This is a genomic window from Polyangium jinanense (assembly GCF_028435265.1).
Lineage (GTDB): Bacteria > Myxococcota_A > Polyangia > Polyangiales > Polyangiaceae > Polyangium > Polyangium jinanense.
Window position 1 is genome coordinate 1 of record NZ_JAGTJK010000037.1, and the last position, 23,375, is coordinate 23,375.

The window sequence follows — 23,375 nt, forward strand, 5'->3', positions numbered from 1 at the left end:
TGCGCGATGCGCAGTTCTTCCACGAACGGTCCAGGGCTTGCCCTGGTTCGGGTCGAGGGGCGAACAGCCCCCGCGGGGCCCGGGGCAGCGCCCCGGCGCGACGCCTCGCGATGAGACCAATGCTCAGGCCCTGGTTCGGGTCGAGGGGCGAATAGCCCCCGCGGGGCCCGGGGCTGCGCCCCGGCGCAACGGTTGCCCGACGAGACCCATCATCAGCCTTCGAGCGGCTTGCCCAGCGCGACGAGGTGCTCGACGAGGTTCATCACGTGCGGCACGCCGAGGCCTGTCACCGGATCCCAGTCGGCGCACGCGCTGTAGCCGTCCACGCGCTGCACGACGGCCTTGCCCACGCTGTTCGCTACGCGCACGCAGACGTCGGTTTGTCCGATCGTGATGTCACGGAAGGCCGGAGGATCGGCCTTGCGGAGCGAATACAGCGCGGGGTTGGCGAATCCGACCCGGCCCTTGCCTGCCCGGCGCCGCGCCTCGTTCGCGAGCGCGATGATCGCGGCCCAGATCGGCGCGGCCATGCTCGTGCCGCCCGCGTAATCGATCCAGTTGCGGCCGATCACCGCCTGATAACCGAGCGCCGAGAGCACCTCGCCGCGCTGCACCGACGGGCCTGACGCCATCAAGGCGACGTCCGGAAAACCGCGGCCGTACGGGACGACCGCAGGCGTGTTCGCGCCACGCGCGTACCATTTGCGCAGGCTGTCGCGCTGCCAGGCCGGAATGGGGACGTCCTGGCTGAAGCCTCCGCTTGATGCGAGCTGCGTGAATTGCACCAACTTGGCGACGGCGACCGGCGGCGGGCCGCTCCAGGCGAGCTCGGTGAGCGGATCCAGGCACGTGATCATCGTCCCGCCGACGCTGAGCACGCGCTCTTCGACCGCAGGAAAAACCCCGTGTGGCCAGGGCGCGTCGCTCACGGCATAACCGTCGACCATGCGGCGCGGAATGCCGTCGAGCGCGCCCCAATCGCCCGCCGCGCTGATCACGGTGATGCCGAGCGCCGCGGCCTGATCGAGCAGGCCCGTGACGACGCTCGATCCGAAGATGCGATAATACCGCCGCTCCGGCGTGATCCAGCTCGTCGAGGCGACCGTGACGTTGCGCTCCTCGTCGCCGATGACTGCGAGCAGGAACATCGACCAGGGATCGGCGACGACCTCGGGATCGACGAAATACACGACGAGGCGTGCCCTGGGCGCCATCGCGCCGGCCCAGGCGACGGTCATCGTGGCTTCGAGCCGGTGCAGCGGATCGACGAGCCGGCCGCCGCGCGTGGGCCCGAGATCGATCATCTCCACCGCGGGCGGCGTGATGCCGTGGGCGCGCCAGAAAAGGTGCAGGTCGCCGATATCGATGGATCCGCCGAGCATGAGGAGTGCAATGGTTTCACCCTCGCCCGTGAGGTGGTCCGGGAATGAGTAAATGCGACGGATGTCCGCGGGCGTGACGCCGGCGAGGCCGGGCGGGGGTTTTCCCGGTTCGCTGCGGACCGAAAAGGGAAATCCCTCGCGGAGCTCGAGCGGGACTTCCTCTTGTCGGGCGCGGGAAACCATGGAGCTGCGGGCCTCGGGGGCGTTGCGCAAGCCGTGGACGGCCTGGATGTAGCCGGCGAGCTCGCGGGGGACGGCCGTGTCGACGCGCGGGGCGCGGTGCCCGGCGGGCTCGCGCAGCCAATCGGCGAGGTGGCGGCCGAAGGCGCGGCGGATCGGCTCCTCGGGCGCGCGCACGACGATGAGCTGCCGGCCGACGGGCCCGGACGGGAGCGGTTCGAGGCCGGCACGGCGAAGCCAAGCGTGCACGGCCTCGATCTGCGTGTCGTCGAGCGCGACGAGGCCCCCGAGCTCGGCGCGCGAGAGGTGGCGGCCGTAGCGCGGGCTTTCGGGATCGGAACACTCGATCACCAAGTCCAAGAGCTCCGCGCGCGAGCGATCGTGGAGGATGACGGTGATGTCGATCGGCTCGTTCGGGCCCGGCGGCGGCGTCATGGACATGGGGCGAGCGTACCCGAGCGGGCTCGTGTGAGGCAAACGGGGCTGCGCACAAAGGGTCGGCTCGTGTTTGGCGTGGGCGGATGCTAGAGAGCCGGGATGTCCGAGGTCCGAACGCCCTCCCCCCGCGAGCGCTTGCACGAGCTCTTCCTCAAGGTCGACTCGTTTTTCGCGCACGCGAAGAGCCGGTGCGGCGAGGCGATCACGTGCGCCGCGGGCTGCGACGACTGCTGCCGGCGGCGATTCTCGGTGACGACGATCGAGGCGGCGGAGGTGCAGGAAGCGCTCGATCGCCTGCCGGCCGAGGAGCGGCAAACGATCGCGGCGCGGGCGGCGGATCCCGCGGGGACGGATTGCCCCGCCCTCGGCGAGGACGGCCGGTGCGCCGTGTACGAGGCGCGCCCCACGATCTGCCGGACGCACGGCTTGCCGATTCGTTTTACGGAGCGAAAGGGCGGGCGGTCGCTCCCGGTCGTCGACGCGTGCCCGAAAAACTTCGTCGGGCAGGATCTCGCGTCGCTCGATCCCCGGGCCGTGCTCGATCAAACGACGCTCTCCACGGTGCTCGCGGCGCTCGACGCGGCGTATGCGGACGCGGTCGGGCTCCCGCGCGGGCAGCGGATCGAGATGACGACGCTCTGCGGGCCCTCTCCCGAACATCAGGCTTGACTAATATAAGCGGACGGTGATACAGGACGGTCGTGGAAGCGTTCGACGTCCTCGGGGACCCGGTCCGCCGCCGGATCCTCGAGTTGCTCGCCGACGGTGAGCAGACTTCGGGGGCGATCACCGAGGTCATCCAGAGGGAGTTCGGGATTTCGCAGCCGGCGGTATCGTTGCACCTCAAAGTGCTGCGGGACAACGGGTTTGCCACGGTGCGGGCGGAGGGGACCCGCCGCTTGTATGCCGTCGACGTCCGGCCTTTGCAGGAGGTCGACCTGTGGCTCGATCGCTTCCGCCAATTCTGGGAGCAGCGCCTCGACGCGCTCGCGACGGAGCTCGCGCGAGGCAAACGCGAACGCCGCTTGAAGGCCGAAGCGCGTTCGTCCACGACCGACGACACGACCACGAGGGAGAAGGACAAACCATGATCGACATCATGAAGGAGCTTTACGCCGTACATCGGGAGACCGGCCCCAAGGCCATGCTCGCGGGCGAAGGCCGCACGGTGAAGCTGCGGCGGAGCTACGATGCGGAGATCGAGGACGTCTGGGATGCGATCACGAATCCCGAGCGCATCCGCCGCTGGTTTCTCCCGCTCGAGGGCGAGCTGCGCCTCGGCGGTCATTACCAGCTCAAAGGCAATGCCGGCGGCAAGATCCTGCGCTGTGACCCGCCCCGTCTGCTCGAAGTGACGTGGTCGATGGGCCCGAAGGACGACGAGAGCAGCAAGGTCGAGGTGCGGCTGTCGGTTGGCGAGGGCGACCAGACGATCCTCGAGCTCGAGCACGCGGCCATCGTCCCGCCCGGCATGTGGTCCGAATACGGGCCCGGCGCCGTGGGCGTCGGCTGGGATCTCACGCTGCTCGGCCTAAGCATGGAGCTTCGTTCGATCTTCCTCGAAGACAAGGAAGCCTGGGGGCTGACGCCGGAGGCGAGGCAATTCATCACGGAGAGCAGCGTTTCCTGGGGCGCCGCGAATCAAGCCGCCGGCACGTCCGCCGAAGACGCCCAGAAATGCGTCGAGAACACGACGAAGTTTTACGCGCCAGACCCGCCCCCGGCGACCTGAACACGGCGTCGGGCGTAGCGCGGCCCACGCGAAAGCGTCCGTCCCCGAGGTCTCCATTTTTCTGCGCGACAGTCGGCGAGCCCGCCCGTCAGGGGGGTGCGGTGAGACAGCACCGCGTCCTTTCTCGTGACGAGGTTCGACGATGAAACTTTCCATCAAGACGCTCTCGGGTTGCTTCCTCCTTTCCCTCGTGATCGCGGCGTGCAGCGGCGCCGGCTCCTCGGGGTCGGGTGACGGAGACGGGGGGAGCGACCCGGGGAGCGGGGGCAACGGGGCCGGCGGCAGCGGCAATGGCGGCAGCAGCTCGGGCGGGGGCAGCGGCGACTTCAAGTGCTGCCTGAACGACACGAACTATCGTTGCCCGAACAAGGCGGCCTTCGACAAGTGCGTGGGCTTCGACATCGACGGCTGCATCAACGCGTGTTCTCCCGAGGATTTCGGGTGCATCGACAACTGCTTCATGCAAGCCGAGAACGCGACGAACGATCCGTCGTCGTGCATGGAGGACCCGTCGGCCCAGTGCGGGAGCGGCAGCAGCAGCGGCGGGGGCGCCTGCGTGGGCGAGCCGACCGGCCAGAGCTGCAAGGACGACACCGATTGCAATACGCAGAACTGCACGAACGGCTGCTGCCAGGGAACCGACGCAGGATCGCCCTGCAAAGACGACACCGACTGCAGCTCCCAGAACTGCACGGGTGGCACGTGTCAGTGAGCCCAGCTCGGGCCTCCCGAGCGTCCGCATGACGAGACCGATGAAAGCCGCGTTCGAGGATGCATTCGTGGCCGCGCAAGCGGCCTGGCCCGGCGTCACGCTGGATCGGGAGGCATTCATGGCGTACCTGCGCGAGCGCACCGGAGAAGACGGCGCAGAGGTCGCGCACGCGTCCGACCTGTTCCTCGCGTGCGCCTGCCTGCGCGGCGATCCAAGGGCAATCGCGTTCTTCGAAGCGCATTTCCTCGCGCAGGTCCCAGCATTCCTCTCGCGCGTGGAGAACGACAAGGCCACCATCCCCGAGCTCTTGCAGGCGCTCCGCGAAAAACTGCTGCTGCCCTCGGCAGGAGGCAGGCCCAAGCTCGCCGATTACACCGGGCAAGGGCCCCTCGGCGCATGGCTGCGCGTGGTCGCCGTGCGCGCCGCGCTCGATCGCAAACGCGCACAGCCGCGGGAAGTTCTCCGAGAGGAGATCCCCGACACGCTGCTCGCGCCCTCGGACGATCCCGAGCTCGACTACCTGCGCGTGCGGTACGCAGCCGAATTCCGCGCCGCATTCCAGGACGCACTCCTCTCGCTCGAGCCAAAGGGCCGCACCGTGCTGCGCCTCCACATCATCGACGGGCTCAACATCGATCGAATCGGGGTCATCTACGGCGTGCACCGCGCAACCGTGGCCCGATGGATCGCCGACGCACGCGCATGGCTGTTCGAACGGACACGCGGGCTCCTGAGCGAGCGGCTCTCCCTCGAGCCGCGCGAATTCGAGAGCGTGCTCCGGCTCGTAGGCCAGGACCTCGACGCAAGCGTGCGCCGGATCCTGGAAGACGAGAGCGGTTGACACAAGCAGCGTAGCGCCGGGGTTTCACCCCGGACCCCAACCAGGGGTTGTCCACCCCTGGACCCGGACCAGGCACGGCCTGGACCGAAGGCGGATAAACCGCGCGATGCGCGGTTTATCCGACGGGCCCGTGGCAAGACCACGGACCACGTTGCCAGGCGAGACAGCAGCGCTGCTCGCCTCGAGTAGACACGTCAGCGCTGCGGTTTTGGCGGGCAACGTCGTTGCTGGTCTTGACTCGGCCCGTTGGAAGAACTGCGCGATGCGCAGTTCTTCCACCCTCGGTCCAGGCCGTGCCTGGTCCGGGTCGAGGGGCGGACAGCCCCCGCGGGGTCCGGGGCAGCGCCCCGGCGCAGCGCTCCGGCGCAGGATCAGCGCACGCGACGCTCGGCGAGCCATGCGTCGACGTCGGCGAGTGCTGCGGCCCTTCGGCGAGGCGCTTCTGCGAAGCGCTGGCGCGCCTCCTCGGCGAGTGCGAGGGCGCGCTCCTTCGTGCCCACGGCCCAGAGTGCGCGCGCCAGCGTGAACAATGCGCGCCCGTGCTCGAGGGGGGCGCCGGGGTGGGACGACAGGATGGAAACGGCGCGCTCGAGCGGCGGGAGAGCCTCGTGTGCGCGCCCGAGCTTTGACAGGCAGCGGCCGAGACCCACGAGGATGTCGGCGAACTCGGCGTTGCGCTCGCCGAGGGCTTTTTCGTGAATGGTGAGCGAGCGCCGGGAATGCGGCAGGGCCTCGGCGCAGCGCCCTTGCTCCTCGATGGCTCGGGCCATCGTGCCTTCGATGAGTGCGACGTTGGGATGGGTTGGTCCGAGCTTCGCTTCGACGATCGTGAGCGAGCGTTCGAGGGTCGAAAGCGCCTCCTTTGACCGGCCTTGCTCGATGAGCGCGAGGGCGATGTTCATGCGGCACATGCCCACGTCGGGGTGGTTTTCGCCGAGGGTCTTCTCGCCCATGGCGCACGCGCGCTCGTAGAGCGGCAATGCCTTCTCGGGGGCGCCGCTGTCGAGGTGCGCGTTCGCGAGTGCGTTCTGCGTGTATGCGACGTCGAGGTGCGCGGACCCAAGCGCTCTCTCCTGGATCACGAGCGTTCGCTGGAGTCGGGTGATCGCGTCGTCGAAGCGCCCCTCGCGCCCGTCGAGATCCGCGAGGAACCTCAGCGTCGTGGCCACTTGGGGGTGATCGGGGCCGAGGCTCCGCTCCTGGATCACGAGCGCGCGCTCGAAGGCCGACCGGGCGCGCCCGCGCTCGCCGCGCTCGCGCAGCACCCTGCCCACGTCTGCGAGCGCTGCGGCCAGCTCGAAGTGATCGGGGCCGAGCTCCTGCTCCCGCAGCGTGATGACCCGCGCGAGATCGGCCTCGGCTTCGGCGAGCATGCCCGCTGCGTGTTTCGTGACGCCGGCTCGATGCAGCACGGCTGCCTCGAGCAGCGCGGGCGCGCCGGCTCGCTTGACCGTCGCGATGGCCAGACGCTCCCACGAGAGCCCGGCCTGGATCTGCGCTTTGCGGCTCCCCACGACGTAAATCAGCGCGCCCATGGCCCTCGCGGCCAGCGCGTCTTTTCGGCCCTCGACCGCGACGGCCGCCGCGTCCTCGAGTAGCCGCGCCCCGTCCTCGATGTGGCCGAGCCGGTCGGTCATCTCTCCTGCGATGAGGAGCGCCTCGGCCTCGTGCCCCCGGCTCGCCTTCGCCCGCGCCCCTGCGAGGGTGGCGCGCGCCGCGTCGAGCGCGTCGGCATACTTGCCCGCGTCGCGCAGGGATCGCGCCCGAGAGAGGTCCGCGTCGAGCGAGGCGCGCGCGTCGTCCGACAGCGACGGTCCTTCCTCCGCGTCGAGCGCCGAGGCGGCGCCGCACACGTCCACGGGCGTGAGACCCGAGACCACCTGGAGCGCGTTTTCGATGACCTTCGCGTCGCCCGACACGAAAAGCCCTGCGGCCGCGTCCACCTCGCGCAGGCGCCTCGACAGGCATTGCATGCGCACGTCGAGCAAATGCTCGGATTGCTCGCCCCGCAGCCGCGTCGCTTCGCAGGCGTCGCGGTGCATCCCGGCCCATGTGCGGCCATACGCGGACATCGCCTCGTCCACGCCCTTGGATGCGCGCTCCGCGAAGGGCAATCCCGACACCCCGAACCGCTCGCGCACCGCCCTGCTCTGCTCGTCTCCCCACACCGTCGCGAAGCGGGCCTCGCCGCCCGTGCAGAGCTGCTCGGGCCGGGCACGGGCGCCGCGCGAGGCCGAAACGGCCGCCGCGGCGGATCCTGCGACGAGAAGCACGAGCGCCGCCGCGGCGCCCCGACGCAGCGCTGCCCGCGGATCACGCGACAGATCCGCGAGCAACGCCTCCATCGTCGGGTATCGCTCCTCCGGCCGCGCGCTCATCCCGCGAAGCAGGATCTTTCGCAGCCGCGGCGGGATCCGCGACGTCCGCGCCTCGCGAAAGCGCCCCGCAGAGCGCGCCTCGAGCAGCGCCTCCACCGTGTCCCCTTCGAAGGGACGCTCCCCGCACAGCGCCTCGTATGCCGTGGCGCAGAAGCTCCAGATATCGGCCCGTGCGTCGATGGGCTCGCCTCGCATCTGCTCGGGGGCCATGTACGCGGGGGTCCCGACGAAGGCCCTCGTCTGGGAGAGCTCGGGCAGATGCGCGCCCGCCTCACCCTTCCTGGCCGCCTCCTCCACGAGTGCGCTGCGCGCCAGCCCGAAATCCGTGACGCGCACCCGACCATCACGCCCCACGAGCACGTTGTCGGGCTTGAAATCGCGATGGACGAGCCCGGCGGCGTGCGCGGCGGCGAGCCCCCTTCCCGCGTGCAGGAGCGCTTGCAGCACCTCGCGAAAGGGCCGCGGCGCCTCGCGCAGCCACGCGCCCAGCGTCGTCCCCGTGACGAACTCCATCGCGATGAAGACCCGACCGTCGACCGTGCCCACGTCGTAGATCGCGACCACATTCGGATGCGACAGGCGCGCCAGCGCCTTCGCCTCCCGCAAGAGCCGCGCTTGCATCTCCACGGCCGATCGCCCCGACTCCCGGCGCAAAAGCTTCAGCGCCACCTTGCGATCGAGGTCGGGATCGTACGCCGCGTACACCACCCCCATCGCGCCTGCCCCGATCGGCTGCAGCGTCACGTACCGCCCGAGCTTCGTGCTCGGGCCGATCCCTTCCTCCGCCGGCGCGGGTGCCCCGGGACGCGAAGCCGCGACCGTCGAGAGCAAAAGCTCGGTGGTCTGCGCGAGCAGCACCCGACACGCCTCGCAGTCGTCCACGTGCGCTTCGATCGCCGCGCGCCTTTCGGACGGCAGCGCGCGCCCGAGGAGGGCCACGATCGTGTTTTCGTCGAGGCATTCCTGCGCCTCGGCCTTGCGAGGCACCTGGCCCAGCGTGGGTGGGCGATCGTGATGGCGCTCCGCTCGCTGGGCCAAACCGAGCGATGTTCTAGCAGGGCCGGTTCGGGCGGCAATCGCCGGTCTGCGGGGGCGTCACTTCAGCTTGGCGAGAAGGAAGGCCCATTCGTCCTGCCCCATGGAGGTGTCCACGCCGAGCGCCTCGATCTTGGCCACCACCGGGACACCCGCGCCCTGCGCTGCCTCCATGACCGCGCGCGCATGGTGGGCGTGGTGGAAGAGCTCGCTCGTGTTCTTGGGGGGCTCCAGCGTCGCGAGCTGGTTGTGCACGTACACGGGCGGATCGTCGGCGCTGAGGAGCCCGAGCATGTCGACGTCGGCTCGATAAGCCTGGATGGGCGGCGTGTCGATCTCGTCGATCGATCCCATTCCGTAAAACGACGCGAAGCGCTGCTCGAGCCCCAGAGCGGCGGCGGCCTCGACCATCGAGATGCCGTATTCCTTGAAGACGACCGTCTCCCATTTGATCAAATCGTACGTGGCCTGCGTGGCGTTCGCCGCGACGGCGATCGGCCGGGTGGACTGCTTCGCCACGGGGTCCGCGCCGCCCGCGGCGGCCATGTCGTCGTGAAACGCGAGCCACATGCTTGCGCCCGCGCCTGCCGAGCTTCCCAGCAAAACGACCTTGCTCGGGTCGAGGTTCAGCGCGCTCGCGTGGTACCGGATGAACTGCAATGCACGCCGGCAGTCGCCGAGGGGTTTTGCCACGCCGTCGGTATCCACGGGATCGAGCAGCCGATAATTGAGGCTCGCGAAGGCGACGCCCTGGGCGAGCACGCCCGTGATCTTCGCGTTGTACTTTTCGGCCTTGTCACCGCCGGTGAAACCCCCGCCGTGGATGTAGATCATGAGCGGCGTGGGCGCGGCGCTCTTCGGCAGGAAAATATCGAATCGATGAAGCGGGTCCGAGCCGTACGCCACGTCGGCGTAAAACGTCACGTCGACGCCGTCCGTGGGAATCGGCGGCGTAGAGGCCTCGGGCAAGTCGAGATCGACATGGTACAGGCCCGTCTCCGCTCCGCCGGCGCCTCCGGCACCTCCGGCTCCGCCAGCACCTCCGGCTCCGCCGCCTCCGAGTCCGCCGGTGCCTGGAGCGCCGCCCGCCGCGGCGCTGCCTCCGGAGCCGGTCGACGGGTTGTCGGGGGCCTGTCCGCACGCGAGGAGCGAAACGAACGCGAGCACACACGCAAGGTAAGTACGCATGGGGTCCCTCCTATGCGATAGAATAAACTGAACGAACGTTCGTTCTCAAACGATTACAAGAGTCCACCCGAGGGGGTCAACAGGATTCGTCCCGGGGCGCTCGGTGCCGAATTGCGATGGCAGGCGCCCGGGGGGAACGGGCATATCTTATAGATGCACTTCCATAAGTGTTAAGGCATTTCCTCCTCCGCGGGGATCGTGTAGCCATGTTCGGGGCGATGAACCTTGCAGGCATCGACGTGAACCTCGTCGTCGCCCTCGACGCCCTCCTCCAGGAGCGCAGCGTCACGGAGGCCGCCAAGCGGATCGGGCTCAGCCAGCCGGCGATGAGCCACGCGCTCGCCCGGCTGCGCGAGACGCTCGGCGATCCGCTGCTCGTGCGCGTGGGGCGCACCATGACGCTCACGCCGCGCGCCGAGGCCCTCGTGCCTCGCGCCCGCGCCGTCGTGGAGGAGCTCGAAGCGCTGCTCGCGCCCCTGCCCTCGTTCGATCCGAAGACGAGCCGCCGCACCTTCAAGCTCGGGGCCACGGACTACGTGCAGTTCGTCCTTTTGCCCGCGCTCGAAGAAATCCTCTCCCGCGAGGCGCCGAACCTCACCCTGCACATCCTGCCCATCGGCGTTCCTCCGGCGTCCGAGTCGCTCTGCGAAGGCGAGATCGACGTGGCCGTCGGGCGCTTCGAGCACGAAAATATGCCGCTCGACGTGCGCCGCGTGTCCCTCTTCCAGGACACGTTCGTCGGCGTGGCGCGCGAAGGCCACCCGAGGGCGCGCGGAAAACTCGATCTCGCGACGTACGCGGAGCTCTCGCACGTGCTCGTGTCGCCACGCGGGAAACCGGGCGGGATCGTGGACGGCGCGCTCGCGAAGAAGGGCCTCGTGCGGCACGTGGCCCTCACCGTCCCGCATTTCTTGGTCGTGCCGCACATCGTGGCGACCTCGAATCACGTGACGACGATGCTCGCCCACGTGGCCGCGACGTTCACCACGCTCCTGCCCCTCGCGACGTTCGAGCCGCCCCCCGAGCTCGACCTCGCGCCGGTCACGATGACGATGGTGTGGCACGAAAGGACGCACGAGGATCCCGGGGCGCGATGGCTGCGCGACGCGCTCGTGCGGGCCGCGCGGCCGCTCGCCCAGGCGCGAGGATCACGGAGCGATAAAAAGGGGAAAAGCCCCAAGGCCCCGCTCGCCCCCGAGCACGCCTCGTGACAGAGTAAACACGTCATGAGCGACGCGAGCACGCCGGAGACGAAGGCAAAAGAGGTCCCCCTCCCCGCGATTCCCGACGTCGAGGTTCCGCCCATGCCGGCCATTCCCGAGGTCGAGGTGCCGAAGCTCGATCCGCCCGCCGGCGCAGGAGAAGGCCCGGTCGTCCCGGAGGCGCCGCCCATTCCCCCGCCGCCCGTGATCCCGGAGTCCCCGCTCGCGCCGCGCCCCGCCGCTGCGGCGCCCCCGGCGCCCGCTGCCGCGCCGTATGTGCCGCCCATTCCCCCGGAAACCTATCCGGTACCGGCCGCGCCCGAGGCGGCCTACGCGACGCCCGAGCCGCCCGCCCCGTACCCCGTTCCGGAGCCGCCGGCCGCGTATCCCGTCCCCGAGCCGCCCGCCTGATCGCAAGCCACCTCGCCGCGACGAACTTCCGTTGCGACACATACGAGATCATCGTTCAGTCGAGAAGAACGATGCTCTACGATGCACGCGAGAACCTCCATGCCTCACCTCGTCGTGCGCAAGCCGGGCCAGATGGCCTACTCCGTGCCGCTTCCGGACGTCCTGCGCATCGGGCGGCACGAGCAAAACGAGCTCGTCCTCGATGACCACCAGGTCTCCCGCCAGCACGCGACGCTCACGCGCACCGAAAAAGGCTTCGAGGTGCGCGACCTCGGCTCGCGGCACGGCACGCGGGTGAACGGCGAGTCCGTCACGGCGCACGCGCTCGCCGATGGCGACCGGATCCAGATCGGCAACGTGCTGCTCGAGCTTTACGAGGAGGACGAGCGGACGATCGTGCACCATCAGGTCACGGCCGCTGGGCCGCCGCCGCGCAAGGCCGAGGCCGATCGGCGCCTGTCGCTGCTCTTCGACGTGAGCCGCGCCATCGGGGCGATGGGCGACACCGAGGTGATGCTCGGCGAGATGCTCGAGGCGATCGTGGACGTGCTCGGCGGCGAGCGCGCGCTCGTGGGGCTCGGCGACGCGACGCGCGGCATCGTGCGGCGCTTCTGCCGTGCGCGGCGTGGCTCCTCGCCGGACGTGGTCCTTTCGCGCGCGGTGCTCGAAGCGACGCTCGGCCGGCGCGAGGCGGTGATCGTGCGCGACGCGTTGCGGGACGCGGGCCTCAAGACGATGCATCGCGAGCGAATCGTGTCGGCGATGGCCGTGCCGCTCGGGCTCTCGGCGCGGCCGGTGGGTCTGCTCTACGTGGACGATCGGCAAGAGGCGGAGCGCTTCGGACCGGACGATCTCGCTTATCTGACGGCCCTCGGGCACCTCGTCAGCGCGGCGCTGGAGAGCGCCGAGCGTTATCAGCGGGCGGAGGCCATCGCGGAGGCGCTCACGGGCGGCGGCGTCGCGGAGGAGATCATCGGCCGGAGCGCGGCGATGACGCGACTCCGGGCGCAGCTCACGAAATACGCGGCCGCGGGGCACGCAAATGCGCTCGTGCGGGGCGAGAGCGGTTCGGGCAAGGAGCTCGTGGCGCGGGCCCTGCACGAGGCGAGCGCGCGCGCGGCGCGGCCGTTCGTCACCCTGAACTGCGCCGCGATCCCGGAGACGATGCTGGAGAGCGAGCTCTTCGGCTACGAAAAAGGCGCATTCACGGGCGCGGTCGCGAAAAAACGCGGCAAGTTCGCGCTCGCCGACGGGGGGACCTTGTTCCTCGACGAGATCGGCGATCTGGCGCTGCCGGCGCAAGCAAAACTCCTGCGCGCGCTGCAGGAGGGCGAGATCCAGCCGCTCGGCGCGGAGCGGACGCAGAAGGTCGACGTGCGCGTGGTGAGCGCGACGCACAAGGATCTGACGAAGGAGATCGCGGAGAAGCGCTTCCGCGAGGATCTCTACTATCGGCTTGCGGTCGTGGAGATCGAGGTGCCGCCGCTGCGCGAGCGGGAGAGCGACGTCCTGCTCATCGCCACGGCGCTGATGCGCAAATCGGCATCCGCCATGGGCAAACGAATCGAGGGTTTTACGGAGGCCGCGCAATCAGCGCTCTTGCGGCATGATTGGCCGGGCAACGTGCGCGAGCTCCGCAACGAGGTCGAGCGCGCCGTGATCAACGCGGACGGGCCGCTCGTGGACGCGCACGACCTCTCCCCGCGGCTCGGCGCGGCGCGACCGAAGCCGGGGCAGCCGCGCGGCAAGAGCCTGGCCGAGCAATTCGCCGAGCTCGAACCGACGGAAAAACTGCTCGTGGAAGAGGCGATGTCGCGGGCGAAAGGCAACGTGAGCGAGGCGGCGCGGCTGCTCGGGATCACGCGCATCATGATGAAGCGGCGCGTGGATCGGCTGATGGGCGGCGCGGGCAAGGACGAGGATTGAGCGGCGTTCAGGCGCCTTCCCCGTCGACGAGAGCGACCGTGCGGCAATTCCCGTTGCCGTCGCATTCACGGTGGTAGCCCCCGCCGTCGATGCATTCGCCGAGCTGCTGGCCCGCCTTCGCGGCGATACGCAGATCCTCGAGGCCAAAATCGTTGGCCCAGCCGGAGGTCGAGAGGTCCTGGACGCAAATCGTGACGATGCTCGAGCTCAGGCGCGTGAAATCACATGAGACGAGCTCCCAGGCCGTGTCGACGCTGTTGTAGGCGAGCGCCTTCGGCGTGCCACACGCCGCGCCGGCCACGAAGAACTGGAGCGAGGGCTTGTTCGCCTCGCTGGTCTGCGTCGATAGGCTGCGCGCGTAGACCTGGGCTCGATATGCGATGCCGGCGGCGATGGGCACGCTCACGCACGCGGCATTCACGCTGGACGTTGTGGCCCCGTCGTAGCAAGCGAACTTGTTGCCGTTCGGCGACTTGCCGCGAAAGCCGCCATTACACGTCGTCGCGTCGGTCGTGGTCTTGAACTGGCCCGACGCGAGGGACCCCGTGACGGGCGTATAACCGCTCGTGAACGCCTGGGTCGTCTCGTCGAACGTGACGCGCTTCGTGAGGCAGGCCGTCGGAAGGAGGAGGCCTTCGTCGCCCGACGCAAGATCGTCCTCTTCCGTCGCGAGAGCGTCGAGATCGTCCGCCTCGGCGACAACGTAAAGATCCTCGTCGGTGGCTTCCGGGGCGACGCAGGCCACGGGGAGCGCGGCGAGGAGAACCGTGAGGCCGAAACGAACGATGTTCTGGATGCTCTTCATGGGGGGACCTGCCTTCCTGCGTCGTCGTGGTTCGGAAGGACGTCTTTCCAAGGACCGTGCCATCCCACGTTCAGGCGGTTTTCGCCGGGATTTTCGCTCGAAGCGTGGATCGATCGATCGGGGCGATCGATCCGGTCGATCGATCCGATCGATCAAACGATCGATCCTCGTCACGACGATTGCCACGCGGCCGCGGGCGAGCGAAAGTGACCATCTTGGCATGCGCCGTGCTCCGAGCCGGCGCCGGGCCAAGGGCCCTTCGGACTGGAGAAAAAGCAATGAAGCACGGCGCGCACTGGATCCTCCCCTCGATGACGCTCGCAGCGCTCCTCATGAGCGGATGTGCCGGCACGACGAAGCCCGCGGACTCGCCGGCCGAGGTGAAAGGTCCGGGGGCAGAGCCCGCGGCCGTGCGCGACCCGAACGCGGGCTGTCAGGTCGACAATTGCGACCCCAAGAACACCGCGGAGCATTGAGCCCCGCGCGGACGCGTCAGGGCCCGAGCTCGGGCGCGAGCGCCTCCACGCACGAGCGCTCCCAGGCGAACGCCGGTTTGCACATGGCGAGGCTCTGCCGGGCTCGATCGAGCTTTCCCGCCGCCTGATACGCGAGCGTCTTGTCGAAGGCGGCCTCGCACCCGTCCGTTTCGCTCGGCGGCTCGATCCACGCGAGCGCCGCCGCGGGATCCACGAACGAATACGCGCTCGCGAGCCTCCGCGCGCCCCCGGGCTTGGCCTTGAAATTCGCCTCGATCCGATCGAGCCGCCGCACGAGATCCTCGGCCGGCGCCTCGCGCCTTTGCGATGCGATCCGCACGAGGCCCCGGATCGCCGCCGCTTCGGCCCAGGCGTCGCTCTTGCTCGCCGAGGCATCGACCCTTTCTTTGCGAAATGCCTCTGCCGCTTCGTCGGTTTTTCCGAGCCGGAGGAGCGTCACGCCGCGGAACAGATGCGCGCCCCGCACGGGCGGCATGCCAGCGCGCCGGCCGAGCGCGCGGGGCCCGAGGCGTTGCTCCTCTTCCTGGAACGCGACGAGCCGCGCGCTCGCGTGATCGGCAATCGGAAGCCTGTCGCCCTGCAATGCAAGCGTGACGAGATACCGGAGCGCGCGGCCGGAGACGGCGCGATCGAGCTCGAGGCTTTCCTCCAAGAAGCGCATCGCCTCCTCGTCCCGGCACCGCCGATCCTCCAGCCGGGCGAGCGCGATACGCGCCTCCGCGGACGTGGGAAACACGCGCAATGCGAGGGTGCATGCCTCTAACGCCTGCTCGAATGCCTGATCCGTCCGGCGCTCCGCGAGCTCCGTCGCCCCGCGCGCAATGCGGCAGCGTGTCTCGTGCGCGAGGCCATCCGTGGGCGCGAGGGAAAGCGCCCGGCCGAGCTCTTCGAGCGCCCGCGCCATACGCGTCGCGTCCGTCCCTGGCCCGGCGCCTTGCCAGGCGAGATGCGCGCGAGCCACGATCGCGGGGACGTACGCGGGATCCGCGGCGAGCGCTTCGTCGAGCAGCGTGAGGCCTCGATCGAAATGCTCGGGCTTCGGGGCCGGCCCGATCATCGCCTCGTACGCGAGGAATTTTTCCCGCGCCACCGCGACGTTTGTCCCTCGAAGGGCCCGCCGCCGCCGTTCGAATGCGCGCACCGCGAGCCTCGCCTCATCGAGCGCCCGCTGGCGCAGCTCCGCGAGGGCGGCCCGGGGATCGGCCTCGACCTCGTCAATCTCGATCGGCTCTCCCGGCGCCGCGCCCGTCTCCGCATCGATCGGCTCGATCTGCGCGGCCAGCCGGATCCGCGCCCCGACCCGCTGCACGCTCCCGCGCATCCAGAACGTGGCGCCCGCATTGCGCGCGGCCACGACATCCACGGCCGCCGTCTCGACGAGACGCATTTCTTTCATGGCGCGCATCACGCCGCGCAGGGCCTCGGGCGCGCTCTTCGCGAGGCCTTCCCAGGCGGGATCCCCCGTGAGGTTTTCGAACGGAAGGACGACGATCGCCGCGCGATCCTCCTGCGGAATGGCGGCCGATCCGCTTGGCGCAGGCGGCGCCGTCGCCGACCGCTCGAACGAGCTCCGGCGCAGAACGAATGCCACGACGACCACCACGACCACCGCGGTCGCAGCCGCAATTACACCGCGCCGCCCTACGAATAGATTGGTTTTCCCAATGGAAGGCGGCGCCGCCGGAGCCCCATCGGATACCCCGCGCAGTGTACTGCGGGTCTCGGCGCCTCCTCGGCGCGCCTTGGCGAGCGCCGCGGCGAGCTCGCCCGCGGACGCGAACCGGTCCTCCGGCCGCCTTTCCAGCGCCTTCACGAGCACGGCCTCGATCGCCTTTCGTGTCCCTTCCGGCAAACCCGGCAAAACGAGCGGCGGCGGCCCCGCGCGCAGGATCGCCGTGGTGACGACGCCCGGCGAATCCGCGGCGAACGGCGATTTTCCGGTGAGCAATTCGAATCCGATGATCCCGAGCGTGAATACGTCCGAGCGCACGTCGAGCGGCTCGGCTCGAATCTGCTCCGGCGACATGTATGCGGGCGTCCCCGCCCCGCCGGCCGCCGTCGAAGCGCCCAGCCCGGGGCCACGCGCGAGCCCGAAATCGGCCACGACACACCGATCGTCGCGCCGGAGCAGTACATTCTCCGGCTTGAGATCGCGGTGGACGATCCCCTTTTCGTGCGCGGCGGCCACGCCGTCCGTCACTTGCTGGAAGAGATCGAGCGCCCGCGCCGGATCGATCGGGCCCGCCGCGACGAGCTCGCGCAGGGTCGAGCCCTCGACGAGCTCCATCGTGAGGAAAAGCAGCCCCTCGTCCTCCGCGAGATCAAAGACGCGGCAGACGTTCGGGTGCGTGATTTTGCGGGCGATCTTCACCTCGGCCCGGAACCGCGCAAGCGTCTTCGGTTCGTCGAGCCGCTCAGGGAGCACCATCTTGAGCGCGACGTCCTCGTCGAGCTCGCGATCGTGGGCGCGATACACGGCCCCCATTCCGCCCGCGCCGAGCCGCCCCTGGATCTCGTAACGACCCGCGAGCACGCGACCGATCGTCAAAAGCTCCTTGGACGGCACCCGGATGACCTCCGGGGCTTCAGGGGCCGTGGCGTTGCTCTCGGAGCTCGTCATGGATCGACGGAGTCTACCCGATCGATCAGACGATCGATCGGTCGATCGAACGATCATCGATCGGAGCGATCGACCACGGGGCCCGCACCGGGCGCCTCCCTCCAAAAAACCTAGATTTCGGCACGATTCGAGGCTGGCACGCTTCACGCAATCGCTCGCCGGCGAACGACGAGCCACCCCGCCCGATGACCGGCGCGGAAGGCGTGGCTCCCCGGAGGTTCTCTCGCCATGCTTTCGACGACGCGTCTCTTCCGCTCCTCGCTTCGCTCGCTGCTCCTCGCCGCCCCGCTTGCGCTCGCGGCCGCGCCCCTCGCCGGCTGCGTCGCCGAGCCCGGCACCGAGGACGAGGATTTTACCAGCGAGGATGCGCAGGCCCTGGCGACCGAGATTTGCAATGGCGTCGACGACGACGGCGACGACCGGATCGACGAGGACGGGATCTGCGATTGCCAGACGCACGTGGACGGCGGCCACGAATACCGCGTGTGCCAGAACCAGCTCGATCACGCGACCGCGCAGGCGATGTGCGAGGGGCGCGGCTACGGCCTCGCCCGGATCGAGAGCCTCACGGAGAACGCATTCCTCCAGCCGTTCGCCGTGGGCACGCAAGGATTCTGGATCGACCTGAACGACCGCGTCGTCGAGGGAGACTACCGCTGGTCGAACGGTTTCTCCGCGTCGCTCCTGAACTGGTCCACCTACGAGCCCAACAATGCTGGCAACGAGGACTGCGGCATGATGTGGGATACGGGCAAGTGGAACGACCTCAACTGCGCCTGGACGAACAAGACGTTCTGCGAGCTCTTGGATCCCGTCGGCTGGGTCGATCTCGTCAATGCGACGAACCCCTCGGGGACGCGCCTCGCAAGGACGGCGGCGGGGGTGGGCGGCGCGCGTTCGTCGGGGAACATAGGCGCGGGGGATGGATTCGTGCAGTTCTCGCCGGGCGAGGTCTCCTGGAAAAAGGCCGCGGGCCTCGGCGTGGGGAACACGAGCACGAACCGCAACGACATCGAATTCGGCATTTATTTCACGCACGACGCGAGCGGCGCGCCGCTCGTCCGGGTCCAGGAGGGCGCGTACGACAAGGGCAGCTTCGGGACGTATGCCTGGGACGATGTCTTCCGCGTCGAGGTCGTCTCCGGCAAGGTACGTTATCTACGCAATGGCATGCCGTTCTACACGAGCGCCACGGCGCCCACGGCGGGCATGGTCCTCGACACGAGCCTCGAAGGGGCCGGCGCGTTCCTCACCGACGCGCGCGTGCACGCCTGCATCGCGGGCGAGATCGGCTGTGTGAAGCCCGGCTTCTGGGACGACGTCGTGTATGCGTTGGCGCGGGAGAACAACCTGCGCCGGGTCGGCAGCTCGGTCGGGGGCGCCATCTCTCGCAAGTCGATCCCGCTCGGCTCGAATGGATACGTCCAGTTCTCCACGGGCGAGATCACCACGAAGAAGGCCGCCGGGCTCGGCGCCGGCAACACGAGCGCGAACCGCAACGACATCGATTATGGCATTTACCTGACGCACGACGCGAGCGGCACCCCGCTGATTCGCGTCCAGGAGGGCGCGTACGACAAGGGCAGCTTCGGCACGTACGCCGCGAACGACGTGTTCCGTGTGGAGGTCCTGGACGGCAAGGTGCGTTATCTCCGCAATGGCGTGCCCTTCTACACGAGCCACACCGCGCCGAGCGCGGATCTCCGCCTCGACACGAGCGTCGAGGACCTCGGGGCCACGATCACGAACGCGGCGCTCGAGACGTGCAAGCCGGGGGATGTGGCGTGTATCGATCCGGGCATGTGGGACGACGTTCGGTATGTCTACGCCACGGAGGGCGAGCTCGAAAGCGTGTGGGGCACAAGCTCCGTCGGCGGAGCGATCTCGCGCGCCTCGATCCCGCTCGGCGCGGAGGGGTACATGCAGTTCACCGCGATCGAGACCACCACGAAAAAAGCGGCGGGCCTCGGGGCCGGGAACACGAGCGAGCTTCGCAACGACATCGAATACGGCATTTACCTCACCCACGACGCGAGCGGCGCGCCGCTCGTCCGCGTCCAGGAGGCCGCATTCGACAAGGGCAGCTTCGGGACGTACGCCGCGGGCGACGTCTTCCGCGTCGAGGTCCTGGACAACGAGGTTCGTTATCTCCGCAATGGCGTGCCCTTCTACACGAGCCGCACCGCGCCGAGCGCGGATCTCCGCCTCGACACGAGCCTGGAGAACATCGGCGCCGTCATCGTGGACATGGAGATCATGACGTGCGCGGAAGGCGATACGACGTGCATCGATCCGGGCCTGTGGGACGACGTCCGTTATGTCTTCGCCGAGGGCAACGAGCTCGAGAGCGTGTCCGGGACGAGCAGCGTCGGCGGAGCGGTGTCGCGCCAGACGATCGCGATGGGACAGAATGGGTACGCCGAGTTCTCCGCCGCGGAGGTCAACGCGAAGAAGGCCGCCGGCCTCGGGACGGTGAACACGAGCGAGAACCGCAACGACATCGAATACGGGATTTACCTCACGCACGACGCGAGCGGCGCGCCGCTCGTCCGGGTGCAAGAGGGCGCATTCGACAAGGGCAGCTTCGGGACGTACACGGTGAACGACGTCTTCCGCGTCCAGGTCTCGGGCAACACCGTGCGTTACCTCCGCAATGGGACCGTGTTCTACACGAGCCTTTCGCCCCGGAACGCGGCCCTCGCGCTCGACACGAGCCTCGAAAACATCGGGGCGCTCCTCGACGGAATGGCCGTCGTGATCACGCCGTGAAACGCGGCCCGCGAGGTGGATCGATCACGTGATCGATCCACCTGCATCACCCGATCGATCCATCGATCGATCGCTCCCCTGCCCCGATCCTCCCCCTGCGCGAAAACCACCAAGGGTTTCCGCACGATCGCGCGCCCTCCCCTCCCCTGGCACGCCGCCTGCTTAGACCTCTCCCCGAACGCGGCGCCCCATCGGCGCCTAGAGAGGTCTTCCCCATGCTTCGCTCCACGTCGCTCCTCGGTCTCGTTCTCGTCGCGCTCTCGGCCCTTTTCACCACCGGCTGCATGGCCGAGCCGACCGAGCCCGCGGATCTCATCTGGTACGACGACGAGTTCAATGCCTGCTTCACCACGGGCAAGGATGGAAAAAGCGTCGAGGTGCCCTGCGACGACGCCATGAACGCGCCCTTCGAGACGCAGGCGATCCCGCCGGATCTCGGCTGCACGACGCCCGACGATTGTGATCGATCGGGCGCCAGCGACGACTGATCCGCTCACCGCGGCAAGAGCGACTCGATCCGCGAAACGCAGCGCTTCTCCCATTGCTCGGTCGCGCTGCATGCGGCGAGTGCCTCCCGCGCGAGCTTCGTTTTTCCCGCCGCGCGATAGACGAGCCCTCGCCAGATCGCGTCCTCGCACGATCCCCGCGCCGACAGGCGCCCGAGCCATTCGACCGCGGCCTCGGGATCGACCCAGAGATACGCGCCGACCATGGTCTTCGCGACCGACGGATCCGACGCGGCCTTCGCGCGCATCTCCGCCTCGATCTCGGCGAGCCTCCGCCGGTGCTCCGGCAACACGGCCTTGCCCCGGGCCTTTCCCACCCGCAAGAGCCCACGAATCGCCGCGGCCTCGGCCCACGCGCTGCCGGCGAGCGCCTCGACGTCCGTGATCTCCCGCTCGAACGCGCGCTCGGCCTCGTCGAGCCGTGAGGCGCGGAGGAGCACCACGCCGCGCCGGAAATATACGCCCATCTGCTCCGGCGGAATGCCCGCCCGCCGCGCGATCGACCGGGCGCCGAGCCGCCGCTCCTCCTCGTGAAACGCAATCAGCGCCTCGGATTTTTTCTCGGCGACGAGCATGCGATCATTCGCGAGCGCGAGGCTCACGGAATACTTGAGCACCCGCCCCGAGAGGCTCCGATCGAGCTCGAGGACCCGTTCGAGCGAGAGCATGGCCTCCTCGTCGTGGCACGCGCGATCCTGGAGGCGCGCGAGCGAGAGATACACGTCGGCGAGCGCCGGGGCGACCCCCAGCGCCGCGTCACACGCGGCCTTCGCCCGCTCGATCGAGGCGTCCGTGGGTTTGTCGCCGCCCACTTCGAGCGCGACCTGCATCAGCCGACAGCGCGTGACGAGCGCCATCGGATCCTGCGGCCTCGTCGCGAGCGCCTGCTCGATCCCCGCATTCGCGTCGGCCATTCTGGAAGCCTGCGTCCCCTCCCCCGCGCCCATCGAGCGCAGATGCGCGCGCTCGACGAGCGCCGGGACGAACGCCGGATCGGCCGCGATCGCCCGATCGAGAAGCCGGAGCCCTTCGGAAAAATGCTCTTTCCGGGGCCCGGGCCCCACCATCTTGTAATAATCGAGCAGGCTCTTCTTCGCGGCCTCGTTCGTCGTGCCGAGCATGGCCCTGCGACGCTTGCCCCAGTGGCGCACGACGAGCCGCGCCTCGTCGAGGACACGGCTGCGCAGGGTCTCGAGCGGTCGCGTCACGTCGCTGCCCTCGGCGTCGACCTCGACGGGCTCGCCCGGCAATGCTTCTTTTTCGTCCCCCACGGGATCGAGCTGCGCGGAGAGCCGGAGCGTGCCGCCCACGCGTTGCACGCTGCCACGCACCCAGAAGGCAACCCCCGCCGCGATGGCCGCGTCTCGATCAGCCGGCGTGACCTCGGAGAGCCGGACCTCCGGCATCGTGCGGAGCCCCGTCCGTACGACCTCGGGCGCGCTGAGGGACAAACCATTCCACGCCGCGTCCCCCGTGAGGTTTTCGAAGGGAAGGACGACGAGGGTCGCGCGTTCGTCCGCGTCCGACGGCGACGCGGATGCGCCCGGCGGGGTTTGTGGTTCGGGTTCTTCGTCGTCGCCGGAAAAAGGCCTCCAATGGCGGATGTCGCCCCGCGGGAACTGCGCCAGGAGAAAGAGGCTCACGAACAGCAGCGGCGGGACGAGGGCGAGCTTCCACCATTGAAATGCGGCGGGCGCGCGTGATGTGTCCGGCTCGGGCTCGGACAAACCTCGCAGCGTGCTCCGGGCCTGCGTCGCGTCCCGCGCCCGCGCGAGCGCGGCCCCGAGCTCGCCCGCGGAGGCGAATCGACCATCCGGATCCTTGGCGAGCGCCCGCGAAAGGACCTCGCGAAGGCCCTGGAGAACGGGCTCCGCGAGCCCCGGTACCTCGAGCGGCGGTGGCTCGCTGCGCAGAATCGCGGTCGAAATCGTCCCGGGCGAGCCCTGACCGAATGGCGATCGCCCCGTGAGCAGCTCGTATCCCACGATGCCCAGGGCAAACACGTCGCTGCGAATGTCGAGCTTCTCGCCCTTGAGTTGCTCGGGCGACATGTACGCAGGCGTGCCCACCGCGCCCGCCGCCGTCGTCACAGCCCCGATCCCCGGCTCACGCGCGAGGCCGAAGTCGGCGACGAGGCAACGCCCATCCCGCCGCACGAGCACGTTTTCAGGCTTGAGATCCCGATGCACCACGCCGCGCTCGTGCGCCGCGGCGACGCCGTCGACGATCTGCTGGAGCATGTCGAGCGCGCGCGCGGGCGAGAGCAGCTCGGCCGCGAGCAGGTGCCGGAGCGTGCTTCCTTCGACAAGCTCCATCGTGAGGAACGTGAGCGTCTCGGACTCGCCGAGGTCGAAGACGCGGCAGACGTTTGGATGCGTGATCTTGCGAGCGATCTTGACCTCGTCGCGGAACCGCGCGAGCGCCGCGGGATCACCGACGCGATCGGGCAAGATGACCTTGAGCGCGACGTCCTCGTCGAGGGATCGATCGTGCACACGCCACACCGCGCCCATGCCGCCCGCGCCGAGGCGCGCCGTGACCTCGTATCGCCCGGCGACGATCTGGCCCACGCGCAAGACGCCCTCGGACGCCGCGGAAATGACCTCCGGCGCATCGGGCGCCGTGGGCAAACCGGAGAGCTCGGGCTTCACCATGGGATGTTCCCCTCCGCTACCGCTATCACTACCGCGACCGCTTCCGCTACTGCTTCCGCGTCGGGCAGGCGAAGGTGGACCTCAATGCATGCGCGCATT

The 23,375-nt window shown here is 69.2% G+C and carries 17 protein-coding genes; 11 read left to right on the forward strand and 6 right to left on the reverse strand.

Translation table 11 applies throughout. The features are described from left to right. Positions 1–212: 212 nt before the first annotated feature. A complete protein-coding gene (locus KEG38_RS39450) occupies positions 213–2,003 on the reverse strand; it encodes a S53 family peptidase (RefSeq protein WP_272425617.1) in 1,791 nt (596 codons plus the stop codon). Between the two features lie 96 nt (positions 2,004–2,099). Between KEG38_RS39450 and KEG38_RS39455 the strand changes: the two genes are divergently transcribed. The 5 genes from KEG38_RS39455 to KEG38_RS39475 all read left to right on the forward strand — a co-directional run bounded on the left by KEG38_RS39455 (position 2,100) and on the right by KEG38_RS39475 (position 5,285). Beyond that, positions 2,100–2,669, forward strand: a complete 570-nt coding sequence (locus tag KEG38_RS39455; protein ID WP_272425618.1) for a YkgJ family cysteine cluster protein — start codon at positions 2,100–2,102, stop codon at positions 2,667–2,669. Positions 2,670–2,701: 32 nt separating this feature from the next. Next, on the forward strand, positions 2,702–3,091 hold the full coding sequence (locus tag KEG38_RS39460) for an ArsR/SmtB family transcription factor (RefSeq protein ID WP_272425619.1): 390 nt from the start codon (positions 2,702–2,704) through the stop codon (positions 3,089–3,091). After that, positions 3,088–3,732 (forward strand): SRPBCC family protein, encoded by a 645-nt coding sequence (locus KEG38_RS39465; RefSeq protein WP_272425620.1) that lies wholly within the window; start codon positions 3,088–3,090, stop codon positions 3,730–3,732. The genes KEG38_RS39460 and KEG38_RS39465 overlap by 4 nt, the downstream gene beginning before the upstream one ends. A gap of 142 nt (positions 3,733–3,874) precedes the next feature. Then, a complete protein-coding gene (locus KEG38_RS39470; RefSeq protein WP_272425621.1) occupies positions 3,875–4,444 on the forward strand; it encodes a hypothetical protein in 570 nt (189 codons plus the stop codon). 28 nt (positions 4,445–4,472) lie between these two features. After that, entirely contained in the window at positions 4,473–5,285 is an 813-nt protein-coding gene (locus KEG38_RS39475; protein WP_272425622.1) for a sigma-70 family RNA polymerase sigma factor, read from the forward strand. 371 nt (positions 5,286–5,656) lie between these two features. Here the strand turns inward: KEG38_RS39475 and KEG38_RS39480 are convergent, their stop codons facing one another. Together KEG38_RS39480 and KEG38_RS39485 are read right to left on the reverse strand one after the other, a co-directional pair. Continuing rightward, entirely contained in the window at positions 5,657–8,701 is a 3,045-nt protein-coding gene (locus KEG38_RS39480; protein ID WP_272425623.1) for a serine/threonine-protein kinase, read from the reverse strand. Positions 8,702–8,758: 57 nt separating this feature from the next. After that, entirely contained in the window at positions 8,759–9,886 is a 1,128-nt protein-coding gene (locus KEG38_RS39485) for an alpha/beta hydrolase (RefSeq protein ID WP_272425624.1), read from the reverse strand. A gap of 218 nt (positions 9,887–10,104) precedes the next feature. Here KEG38_RS39485 and KEG38_RS39490 point away from each other — a divergent pair, with 218 nt between their 5' ends. The 3 genes from KEG38_RS39490 to KEG38_RS39500 all read left to right on the forward strand — a co-directional run bounded on the left by KEG38_RS39490 (position 10,105) and on the right by KEG38_RS39500 (position 13,425). Next, positions 10,105–11,097 carry a LysR family transcriptional regulator gene (locus KEG38_RS39490; protein ID WP_272425625.1) on the forward strand — a complete coding sequence of 331 codons (993 nt, stop codon included), beginning with the start codon at positions 10,105–10,107 and terminating at the stop codon, positions 11,095–11,097. A gap of 15 nt (positions 11,098–11,112) precedes the next feature. Beyond that, positions 11,113–11,499 carry a hypothetical protein gene (locus tag KEG38_RS39495; protein WP_272425626.1) on the forward strand — a complete coding sequence of 129 codons (387 nt, stop codon included), beginning with the start codon at positions 11,113–11,115 and terminating at the stop codon, positions 11,497–11,499. A gap of 99 nt (positions 11,500–11,598) precedes the next feature. Beyond that, entirely contained in the window at positions 11,599–13,425 is a 1,827-nt protein-coding gene (locus KEG38_RS39500; protein WP_272425627.1) for a sigma 54-interacting transcriptional regulator, read from the forward strand. A 7-nt stretch (positions 13,426–13,432) separates the two neighbouring features. Here KEG38_RS39500 and KEG38_RS39505 read toward each other — a convergent pair whose 3' ends face one another. Further along, the gene (locus tag KEG38_RS39505) at positions 13,433–14,230 is read right to left on the reverse strand and encodes a hypothetical protein (protein ID WP_272425628.1); all 798 of its coding nucleotides are present in this window, start codon (positions 14,228–14,230) and stop codon (positions 13,433–13,435) included. 278 nt (positions 14,231–14,508) lie between these two features. On the opposite strand from KEG38_RS39505, the gene KEG38_RS39510 reads away from it, so the two are divergent. After that, positions 14,509–14,706, forward strand: coding sequence for a hypothetical protein (locus KEG38_RS39510; RefSeq protein WP_272425629.1), 198 nt, complete (start codon positions 14,509–14,511; stop codon positions 14,704–14,706). A gap of 16 nt (positions 14,707–14,722) precedes the next feature. On the opposite strand, the gene KEG38_RS39515 is transcribed toward KEG38_RS39510, so the two are convergent. Further along, on the reverse strand, positions 14,723–17,347 hold the full coding sequence (locus KEG38_RS39515) for a serine/threonine-protein kinase (RefSeq protein WP_272425630.1): 2,625 nt from the start codon (positions 17,345–17,347) through the stop codon (positions 14,723–14,725). Between the two features lie 228 nt (positions 17,348–17,575). On the opposite strand from KEG38_RS39515, the gene KEG38_RS39520 reads away from it, so the two are divergent. Beyond that, complete coding sequence (locus KEG38_RS39520) at positions 17,576–20,116, forward strand: C-type lectin domain-containing protein (RefSeq protein ID WP_272425631.1); 2,541 nt, start codon at positions 17,576–17,578, stop codon at positions 20,114–20,116. Positions 20,117–20,331: 215 nt separating this feature from the next. Beyond that, positions 20,332–20,604 carry a hypothetical protein gene (locus KEG38_RS39525; RefSeq protein WP_272425632.1) on the forward strand — a complete coding sequence of 91 codons (273 nt, stop codon included), beginning with the start codon at positions 20,332–20,334 and terminating at the stop codon, positions 20,602–20,604. A 5-nt stretch (positions 20,605–20,609) separates the two neighbouring features. Here KEG38_RS39525 and KEG38_RS39530 read toward each other — a convergent pair whose 3' ends face one another. Next, complete coding sequence (locus tag KEG38_RS39530) at positions 20,610–23,276, reverse strand: protein kinase domain-containing protein (protein ID WP_272425633.1); 2,667 nt, start codon at positions 23,274–23,276, stop codon at positions 20,610–20,612. Between the last annotated feature and the right edge of the window lie 99 nt (positions 23,277–23,375).